Source organism: Streptomyces jumonjinensis (assembly GCF_009600885.1).
GTDB lineage: Bacteria > Actinomycetota > Actinomycetes > Streptomycetales > Streptomycetaceae > Streptomyces > Streptomyces jumonjinensis.
In genome coordinates this window covers 61,417-70,730 of record NZ_VCLA01000111.1, presented here as the reverse complement: position 1 = coordinate 70,730, position 9,314 = coordinate 61,417, and the positions used below count along the sequence as shown (strand labels likewise).

The following is a 9,314-nucleotide window of genomic DNA, read 5'->3' as shown; positions in this document are numbered from 1 at the left end:
CACGGGGGTAGAAGGGCGGCGGCGGTCGTCGGGGCTTTCCACGCACCCGCGCTGACGGCCCGTCCGGAGACGGCTCCGGAAGGGGGGCCGGCAGCGGAGCCGTACGGAACCGTGGCCTCCGAATCCGGCCCGGGCGTAGTCGCCGAGCCCCCGCAGCCGGGCTCGAAGGCTCCCGGCCCGCAGGCTCCGGGAACCGGGTCCGGCGGCCCCCGGCCCGTCGGGGCGCGTGCGGGCGAGCCGGGGGACGGAGGAGGGATCGTCACCTCCCTGGTGCCGTACTCGTATCCGCTGCTGGACGAGCGTTCCGGATACCCGGCGGGGATCCGGGACCCCGAGTGGCAGCACGGCGTCTTCCGGGCCGCGGGCGATCCCCGGCTCCTCGACGATCTGCTGACCGCCACGGCCGTACGGATCTGCGCGGCCGTCCGGGAGGCCGGTCACCCCAGCGGTCCCGCCGACGCACGGGAAGTGGTCCGGGTCGCCCGGGATCTCGCGGCGCTGCGCGGGCTGCCCGCCGCGGGGCGGGGAGAGCTCGCTGAGGCCGCGCAGACCGTGCTCACCCAGGGCAGGCTGCTCGGGCGCGGCCGGGTCGTGGCCTCGGCGATGGAACAGGTGCTGGTGGGCGCACGGCAGGGCCGGCTGGCCCCGGGCACCCCCCGTTCGGGCCTCGGCCCCTCGGTCGAGGCGCTGCTCGCCGAGCTGAGGCTGCCGGGACCCGCGGAGCCCGGCCCCCGCGAGCTGCGGCTGGACATGCTCCGTTCCGATCTGGACCGGCGGCGTGAGATCGCCCTGCGCCGGCTCGCCGTGTGCCGGGTCCCCTATGGGGAGGAGTCCGGCGTCGCGGGGGTCGGTGAGGCCGTGGCCCTGACCACCCGGTGGACGGTGGCCTGGTCCCCGTCCACGGCGGCGATGCTCGATGTGGCCGGGCCGCACGGCGTGACCCTGGAGCAGGCCGCCGCGGGCATGCTCCGGCACCGCCGCGCGGAGGAGCGCCGCCGGGGCGGCCCGACCGCCGCCGAAGCGCTCGACGGACTGGCCCTGGCCGCGTCCTGCGCCCTGTCCTCGCTCGCGGCCGAGCGGCTGGCCGAGGCCGCCGAGCTGGTCCCGGCGACGGGCGCCCTGCCCGAACTGCTCGCGGGGATGGATCTGCTGGACCGGATCCGGTCCGGCCATCTGCCCGGCGTCGGCGCGGGCTGGGAGCGCCCGGCGGTCGACGCGGCGTATGAGGAGCTGGTCTCAGCGGGAGTGCGGGCGCTGGACGGCCTCGCGGGCTCCGCCGAACCGGCCGACGCCCGCTCCCTGGTGGCGCTCGCCGGGCAGGCCGCCGAGGTGGGCGGCGGGCTGCGGCTCGCCGACGCGCTGGCACGGCTCGAAGCCGGAGCCACCCCGCTGATGCGGGGCGCCGCGGGAGCCGCCCGGGTGCTGCTCGGGCAGCGGGACCCGGCGGAGTTCGGCGCCCGGCTCGCCTCCTGGGCGGATGCCGCCACCTCGTCCGAGCCGAGGGCCCGGCTGGGCGAGTTCCTGCGCGGTTGTCTGCTCGCCGCGGGCCCGCTGCTGGAGACGGGCCGCGCGCTGGACCCTCTGCTGGAGCGGGTGGAGTCCTTCCCCGACCGCGCCTTCCTGGAGCGGCTGCCCGCGCTGCGGGCCGGGTTCGACATCCTGGCTCCGGCGGCCCGCTCCCGGCTGCTGGCGGTGGTGGAGGACCGTACGGGGACGGCGGCGGGCGCCTTGACGGGGCCGGTGACGGATCCGTCCGTCCTGGCCCTGCTGGCGCTGGCCGACCTGGCGGGCCGCGAGGCCCTCGCGGCGAGAGAGCTGAGCACACGGCCCGGTCCCACGACACCGGACCCGGCCGCCGGGCCGGGCAAGTCCACGACACCGGACCCGGCCGCCGGGCCGGGCAAGTCCACGACGCCGGATCCGGCCGCCGGGGCGGGCGAGGACAGCGCCCCTCACGACCGTGTCCCCGCAGGCACCGCCCCCGTGGGCCGGGCCGCCGCCGGACCCGGGGCCGGTACGGACCCCGTGGGCCAGGCCGCCGAAAGGCCCGGAGCCGACACGCACTTCCCGGCGGACGCGGCAGCGGGCCAGGCCCTGGCCACCGCGCCGGGTGCCTCCGCGCCGGGCCAGGGCTTCGCCCTCACCTCCGCGGCGCGGCCGGACGCGCGCGCCGCGAGCCGGCCGGGCGTTCCGGAGCGGGGAACGGGGAGCGGCGGGACGGAGACAGGCACCCGGCGAGGTGCACACCCCGTCCCCGGTGCCGCGCCCAGCACGGACGGGCCGGGCGCGGCCGCGGACCAGCACGGCGGCTCCCTCGTCCCGGGCGGGCGGACGCACGGCCTCCAGGACGCGGGCAGCGTGCCCGGCGACGGCCCGGGCGACCCCGTCGCCAAACCCCCGGCACCCGGGCTCACTCCCGGTGAGCGCTGGCGGCTGCTGCTGGGTCGGGGACGGGAGCTGAGCGGCAACGCCCAGCGCTACGCCACGGCTCTGGACGAGCTGTACGGCGGCGGGCGCGGCGAGGGCTCCCGGGGCGAGGACGCCTACGGCGGCGGAAGCGAGGCCCCTTACCCGGATGTGCGGGCCTGGTCGGACGAGCTCGCCGCCCTCTTCGGCCCGGGCATACGCGAAGAGGTGCTCGCCACGGCGGCCGACTCCGGACGGCTGGACGCCGCGCTGGAGCTGGACCCCGCCGCCGCCAGGCCCTCGGTCGAGCTGCTGCGGACCGTTCTCTCGTACGCGGGCGGGCTGCCCGAACAGCAGCTCGCCCGGCTGCGCCCGCTGGTGGCCCGGCTGGTGGCGGAGCTGACCGAGGCGCTCGCCAACCGGCTGCGCCCCGCGCTCACCGGTCTCGCCCACCCCCGGCCCACCCGGCGGCCGGGCGGACCGCTGGATCTTCCGCGCACCCTGCGGGCGAATCTGGCGACCGTCCGGCGGGACGGGGACACGGGCGCGGTGACCGTCGTCCCGGAGCGGCCCGTGTTCCGCACCCGGGCCCGCAGATCGACCGACTGGCGGCTGGTGCTGGTCGTGGACGTCTCGGGGTCGATGGAGGCGTCCACGATCTGGTCCGCGCTCACCGCGTCCGTCCTCGCCGGAGTCCCCGCCCTCAGCACGCACTTCGTGGCCTTCTCCACCGAAGTGGTCGACCTCACCGACCAGGTGGACGATCCGCTGAGTCTGCTGCTGGAGGTCCGCGTGGGCGGCGGCACCAGCATCGCCCGCGGACTGCGGTACGCGCGCGAGCTGGTGACCGTGCCCTCGCGCACCCTGACCGTGCTGGTCAGCGACTTCGAGGAGGGCGGCCCGATCGGCCCGCTGCTCACGGAGGTGCGGGCGCTGGTGGACGCGGGCTGCCATGTCCTCGGCTGCGCCTCGCTCGACGACGAGGGCAGACCCCGGTACTCGACCGGTGTGGCGGGCCGGTTGGCGGCGGCGGGCATGCCGATCGCCGCACTCAGCCCTCTGGAGCTGGCCCGCTGGGTCGGCGAGCGCGTAGGAGGTACGCACCGGTGACGACGAACCCTTCACCCGGTCTGCCCCCGGTGGCGGCCGAGGTGGCCGCCGGGGCCCTGGAGCTGCTCCCCGCGCGGCTGCGCAAGCGTGCGGACGCGGCCCTGGCGAAAGTCCCCGGCTGGCCGGTGGAGACCACGCCCGACGGGGTGCGGATCAGGGTCGACGAGGACACCTCGGTGACCCTGCGGACCAGCGACGGGGTCGTGGCGCACCCGGACGACGCGGTCTGCGGCTGTCTGCTCGCCCCGGCCTGTCTGCACCGTGCGGCGGTCCTGTCCAGCGCTCCGATCGCCGAACCCGCCGCCGACCCGATCGCAGACCCGATCGCCGAACCCACCGCCGTCCCGGCCGCCGGGACGGGCGGCGACGGCCCAGGCAGGACGCAGGGCGGCGACGGTCCTGCCTCCCCTCCGGACGGCGACGGCCCAGGGGCGGCCGAGGACAAGGGCCCGACCGCCGGCCCGGCCGCCCGGGCGGAGGGCTCCGGGCTGGCGGTCCTCCTCACCCCCGTCCGGGCCGCCGCGCTCGCGGCCCTCCGCGCCGCCACGACGGCGGTCCTCGCCGGCGGGGTCACCGGGACCGGTGCCGTCCACCGCGCGGAGCTGCTGCACGCGGCGCACTCGGCACGGCTCGCCGGGCTCCCGCTCCCGGCCGCCGCCGCGGTGCGGATCGCCCGGCTGCTGGGTGAGGCGCGCTCGGACGACCCGGCGTTCCGGCTGTCCGAGCTCTCCGCCGAGCTGGCCGGGCTCCTCGGCCTCCTGCGGAGGCCGACCGACGCGGCGGCGCCCGTGCGGCGCTCCTATCAGCCCGCGAAGCCGCTGCGCCTCCAGGGCCTGTTCACCGAGCCGGTGGTCACGGCGTCCGGCTACGCGGGCGCGACCGCGTACGGCATCGCCCCGGACGGCGTTCTGCACACCGTCTCGGACATCGCCCCCGGCGGGCCGGAGCGCGCGGTTCAGGCGGCGGGGACCCCGCTGCCCGGCGGCTGTGCGCTGCCGCTGCGCGAGTGGGGCGACGGCGGGGCGGTGATCCTGACCGGCCCCACGGTCTCGCCGGACGGGCGGATCGGCGGCGGCTCCCGGGTGCGTTCGGTGCGGGCGGCGGGCGCGCGCTGGCATGAGCAGCCGCTCGACGCGCTCTGGCGGCGACCGCCCGCCGAGCAGCTGGCCCGCGCCCTCGACTGGCTGGCCGAGCCCGCCGGGAGCCGCCCGGCCGGCGGCGATCTGCTCTTTCTCGCCGGGACGGTCACCGCGCGGGGTTTCCGGGTCACGGGCGGGCCGGTGGTGCGGCTGCTGGCGCCGGACGAGCGTCCCGAGCTGGCGTACGCGGAGAATCTGCGGCTGCTCGCCTCCCGCCCCGGCCTCGGCCTGTGGCTGATCGCCCGCGCGGTGGCCGACCGACCGGGCGCGGTGCGGGCGCTGGCGGCGGCGTGGACGGGTCATGACGGGGAGCGGGTCCGGGTGGATCTCGGCCTCCGGCGGCTGAACCGCTCCCACATACCGGCCACCGGAACCGGACCCGCCCAGGAACCCACCGCCGGACCTGGACCCGCCCAGCCCGCCGGGCCCGGGCCCGAAGCCGCCCCGCCCGTACTCCCCATGGAGCTGGAGCTGCTGCGGCGGGCGGTGGACCGCACGGTGGCGGGCGGGCGGGCCGTCACCGCCGCCTCGGCCGATGGGGAGCTCCCCCGCAGACTGGCCGCTGCGGGCCTGACCACGGGCGCGGAGTGTGCGCGCGCTCTGGCCGAGACGGCCGCCGACCGCCGTCATGACGCCCTCGGCAGACTGCTCCCCGCGGACCCCGGGGCCTTCGCCACGGCCTGGCTCGCCGCCGCGGTCTACGCCTCGGCCGCGGCCCGCTCGCTGATCCCGGCCGCCTGGGCCTCGCACACCCCGGAGCCGGCCCCTGAGCCGAACCCGGAGCCGGACGCAGCCCTGGAACCAGTCCCGGAACCAGCCCCCGCGGCGAGCGGCGGCCCCCTCGCCGCCGCCGCGACCACCGCTCTCCCCGGAGAGGAGGCGAACCGATCGGCCCTGCCATGCGTCTGACCTGGTGTGATGAATCGTCCTGGAAGCCTGCTGACCCGGCTGCGCCCGCCGAGGCTGCCCCGTACCCAGCGCGGCCGGCGACGGCTGGTGCAGGCGGCGATGGCCGGCTGTGTCCTCGCCCTCGCACCCGCGACCTGGATGCACGCCGTCGCCGACAGCCGGGTCCGCACGACCGCCGATGTGCCCGCCCAGGAGGTCGCCGTGGTCTTCGGCGCGGGTCTGTGGGAGGGCAGGCCCACCCCCTATCTCGCGCACCGGCTGGACGCGGCGGCCGAGCTCTACCGCACGGGCAAGGTCAAGGTCGTCCTGGTCACCGGCGACAACAGCCGGGAGGATTATGACGAGCCCGACGCCATGCGCGGTTATCTGTCCGAGCGCGGGGTGCCGGACGACCGGATCGTGAGCGACTACGCCGGTTTCGACACCTGGGACTCCTGCGTCCGCGCCAAGGAGATCTTCGGCGTCGACCGCGCGGTCCTGGTGACCCAGGGCTTCCATATCCGCCGGGCCGTGGCGCTCTGCCGCTCCGCCGGGGTCGACTCCTATGGGGTCGGGGTGTCCGAGCCGCACGACGCGACCTGGTACTACGGCGGGGTCCGGGAGATGTTCGCGGCGGGGAAGGCGGCGCTGGACGTGGTCTTCGAGCCGGACCCCCGCTATCTGGGGGACCAGGAGGCCGGTGTGACGGAGGCGCTGGCGGCGGCGGAGGACTGACGCGCGGGCGCCGACACCCGGGCGGCGGCTCGCGCGGCCACTCCTCGCGCGCGACAGTGAATCCCATGGGAAACATGGACAGAGACATGGCGGCCCTGCTCACCCGTCACTCCGAGGCCCTCGCGCTCTTCGGCGAGCGGGTGCACGCGGTGCGGGCCGATCAGTGGGACGAGCCGACGCCCTGCACCGACTGGTCCGTGCGCGATCTGGTCAACCATCTCACCGCCGAGCAGCTATGGGTTCCCGCCCTGGTCACCGAGGGTTCCACCACCGAGGAGATCGAGGAGGCGGGCGACGCGTACGACGGCGACGTCCTCGGGAAGCGCCCGCGCGCGACCTGGGACTCCGCCGCCCGGGCCGCCCACCGGGCCTTCGCGGAGCCCGGGGCCCTCAAGCGGATGGTGTGGCTGTCGTACGGCGAGACCCCGGCCGTCGCCTACTGCTCGCAGATGATCACGGACGCGGTGGTGCACAGCTGGGATCTGTCGCGGGCCATCGGCGCGTCCGAGCGGCTGCCCGACGCGCTGGTGGCGTTCGCGCTGGAGGAGGTCACGCCCTATGCCTCGGGGCTGTCGGCGTCGGGCCTCTTCGCGCCGCCCATCGAGCCGCCCCCGGGCGACAGTCACCAGACCAGACTGCTCGCGCTGCTGGGCCGCCGCGCCTGATCCCGGCGGCGGCACGACACAGCTGCTCTCCCCCTGGACCGCGCGCCGCCATCTGGACCGCGCGCCGTCATCGCCCGCTGGTCTCCGCCTCGATCCACTCCAGATAGGCCGCGCTGCCCAGCACCAGCGGCGTGGCGATGATCTCGGGAGTCTCGTAGTCGTGCGCGGCGAGCAGATACGCCTCCAGTTCCGGATACCGCCGCTGACCGGTCTTGAAGACGATCTGCCACTCCTGGGCGGTCTCGACGGCGTTCCGCCAGCGGTAGACGGAGGTCACGGGCGCGGAGATCTGGGCGCAGGCCGCGAGCCGCGCCTCCACCGCCCCGCGCGCCAGCGCCTCCGCCTTGGCGGCGGTATCGGTCGTGGTCAGCACGGTCAGGGCATGGGGCACGGCGGGAGAATGCGCGTCCATCCGGCGCTCCCTTCCAACGGTTCGTACGGGCGGGTCCGGCCCACCACCGTACGGGGCGCCGTCGAGCCCCCCACCGAGCCCCGCCGAGCCCCCGTCGAGCCCTCACCAAGCCCCGCCGACCCCATCGAAACCGGGCCAACCCGCCGGAATCGGCCCCGTCCCCGGAAGCCGCTCCGCGCCCGTCACCCGCTCATTAGGGTGAGTCCATGACGCACATCGAGATCAACGGTGTCGCCGCCACCGCCGAAGCCCTTGCCGTGCCCGCGCTCACCGTTTACGGGCACTTCACCGCCATGCAGGTCAGAGACGGACGGGTACGCGGGCTCGCCCTGCATCTGGAGCGGCTCGACGCGTCGACCCGGGAGCTGTACGGGCAGGGCCTGGACGGCGAGCGGGTCCGGGCGGACGTGCGCCACGCGCTCGCGGCGGCCGGCACCGGCGACGGCGCCGTCCGGGTCTATGTGTACTGGCCCGAGGGCGACGAGCGGGCGACCCTCATGGTCACCGTCGCCAAGCCGCAGGACATGCCCCGCTCCCCCCATCGCCTGCTCTCCGTGCCGTACGCCCGCGACAACGCCCACATCAAGCATCTCGGCTCCTTCGGACAGCATCACTCCCGCACGCTCGCGCACCGGGCCGGGTACGACGAGGCGCTGCTCACCACGCCGGACGGGCTGGTGACCGAAGGGGCGATCACCAATATCGCCTTCTGGGACGGCACGGCCGTGGTCTGGCCCGACGCCCCGTGTCTGCGAGGGGTGACCATGGCGCTGCTGGAGCCGCTGCTGCCCTCGGTACGCCGCCGGACGGCCCTGGCCGACCTGCCCGGCTTCCGCGCCGCCTTCATCACCAACGCGCGCGGCTTCGCGCCGGTCGACCGCATCGACGACATCGAGTTCACCGTGGACGCGGCGCTGATGAACACGGTGGCGGCGGCGTACGACGGACTGGAGTGGGATCTCATCTGATCCGCACGGATGATCCACACGTGATCCGCTCCGACCCACGTGGATGATCCACACGATGATCCTCGCGAATGATCCACGTGGACGGGTGACACCGTCACCCATTCAGAGCGGTCGGCAACTGATGCCCCGTCACCCGCTCTGACCTGCGACAACGCCCGGCGTCCAGCACGACACGCCGAGCGGGTCGAGGAATCTGATGGGGTATCAGCAGGCGTGGGCGGCGGTAGACGCCTTACCTCTGAGATGACGTATTCCGCATCTCGCTTTACGGAGGAACACCATGCCCACCACCGTCCGCCTGCTCTCCAGTACCGTGCTGGTGGTCACCGCCATAGGCCTCGGTGCCCCCGGGGCACACGCCAGGGACCATGAGTCCCTGGAGGTGTATCCGTCCACCGCCGCCCCGGGGGCGATCGTCACCGTGCACGCGACCGCCTGCGGCGGCAACGGCCATGGCGTCGGCGACGTACGTTCTCTGGGCGCCGGTGAGTTCCATCTCGCCCCCGGCACCTATGAGAGGAACGTGGTCGGACAGTTCCGGGTACCGCGCTCCGCCCGGTCCGGGACGTACGGCCTCAGCGTGCTCTGCAACAACGGCGAACGCGTCACCGGCGACATCGCCGTACGGAGCTCCGAGAACCGCCCGGGTTCGCACAGCGACAAGAACCAGGGCGACTCGGGCTCGTACGACAGCGGCGGCGGCGGCGAAAGCGGCAACAGCCATGGCGGCAGCGGTGGCAATGACCCTGCCGACTACAGCAGGGACGACGTGGGCGGGCTGCATCATCAGCAGCCCAGTGGCCATGTCCAGACCGGTGTCGGCGGCAGCGTCGGCCCGGACACCACCCAGATCGCGACGGGCGTGGCCGTACTGGCCATGGCCGCCGCGGGCGGGACCCTGCTGCTGCGTCGCCGGGCGAGCGGCGCGCAGGGCAGCTGACGGACGGCCCCGAGACCGTTCCGTACCCGCCGAATCCCCCCGTTCCCGGCA

General features: G+C 75.7%; 7 protein-coding genes. 6 read left to right on the top strand and 1 reads right to left on the bottom strand.

What is annotated here, in order from left to right:
- From FF041_RS13060 to FF041_RS13045, 4 genes are all read left to right on the top strand, one after another.
- A partial coding sequence (locus FF041_RS13060) for a DUF5682 family protein (RefSeq protein ID WP_153522989.1) occupies nucleotides 1-3,516 on the top strand: 3,516 nt, incomplete at its 5' end.
- On the top strand, nucleotides 3,513-5,564 hold the full coding sequence (locus tag FF041_RS13055) for a hypothetical protein (RefSeq protein WP_194292007.1): 2,052 nt from the start codon (nucleotides 3,513-3,515) through the stop codon (nucleotides 5,562-5,564). The genes FF041_RS13060 and FF041_RS13055, both read left to right, overlap by 4 nt.
- A gap of 9 nt (nucleotides 5,565-5,573) precedes the next feature.
- The gene (locus tag FF041_RS13050) at nucleotides 5,574-6,278 is read left to right on the top strand and encodes a SanA/YdcF family protein (protein ID WP_153522988.1); all 705 of its coding nucleotides are present in this window, start codon (nucleotides 5,574-5,576) and stop codon (nucleotides 6,276-6,278) included.
- A gap of 74 nt (nucleotides 6,279-6,352) precedes the next feature.
- The gene (locus FF041_RS13045) at nucleotides 6,353-6,943 is read left to right on the top strand and encodes a TIGR03086 family metal-binding protein (protein WP_153522987.1); all 591 of its coding nucleotides are present in this window, start codon (nucleotides 6,353-6,355) and stop codon (nucleotides 6,941-6,943) included.
- A 67-nt stretch (nucleotides 6,944-7,010) separates the two neighbouring features.
- Here the strand turns inward: FF041_RS13045 and cutA are convergent, their stop codons facing one another.
- On the bottom strand, nucleotides 7,011-7,355 hold the full coding sequence (cutA, locus tag FF041_RS13040; protein ID WP_153481509.1) for a divalent-cation tolerance protein CutA: 345 nt from the start codon (nucleotides 7,353-7,355) through the stop codon (nucleotides 7,011-7,013).
- 206 nt (nucleotides 7,356-7,561) lie between these two features.
- On the opposite strand from cutA, the gene FF041_RS13035 reads away from it, so the two are divergent.
- Both FF041_RS13035 and FF041_RS13030 read left to right on the top strand, forming a co-directional pair.
- Nucleotides 7,562-8,323 carry an aminotransferase class IV gene (locus tag FF041_RS13035; protein ID WP_153522986.1) on the top strand — a complete coding sequence of 254 codons (762 nt, stop codon included), beginning with the start codon at nucleotides 7,562-7,564 and terminating at the stop codon, nucleotides 8,321-8,323.
- Nucleotides 8,324-8,603: 280 nt separating this feature from the next.
- Nucleotides 8,604-9,263: a hypothetical protein gene (locus FF041_RS13030; RefSeq protein WP_153522985.1), complete on the top strand. Its 660-nt coding sequence runs from the start codon at nucleotides 8,604-8,606 to the stop codon at nucleotides 9,261-9,263.
- Nucleotides 9,264-9,314: the final 51 nt, after the last annotated feature.

Excerpts from the sequence above, each read along its gene's own strand:
- FF041_RS13030 (WP_153522985.1), top strand. The coding sequence starts at position 8,604 with ATGCCCACCACCGTCCGCCTGCTCTCCAGTACCGTGCTGGTGGTCACC.
- FF041_RS13045 (WP_153522987.1), top strand. The coding sequence starts at position 6,353 with ATGGACAGAGACATGGCGGCCCTGCTCACCCGTCACTCCGAGGCCCTC.
- FF041_RS13050 (WP_153522988.1), top strand. The coding sequence starts at position 5,574 with ATGAATCGTCCTGGAAGCCTGCTGACCCGGCTGCGCCCGCCGAGGCTG.
- FF041_RS13035 (WP_153522986.1), top strand. The coding sequence starts at position 7,562 with ATGACGCACATCGAGATCAACGGTGTCGCCGCCACCGCCGAAGCCCTT.
- cutA (WP_153481509.1), bottom strand. The coding sequence starts at position 7,355 with ATGGACGCGCATTCTCCCGCCGTGCCCCATGCCCTGACCGTGCTGACC.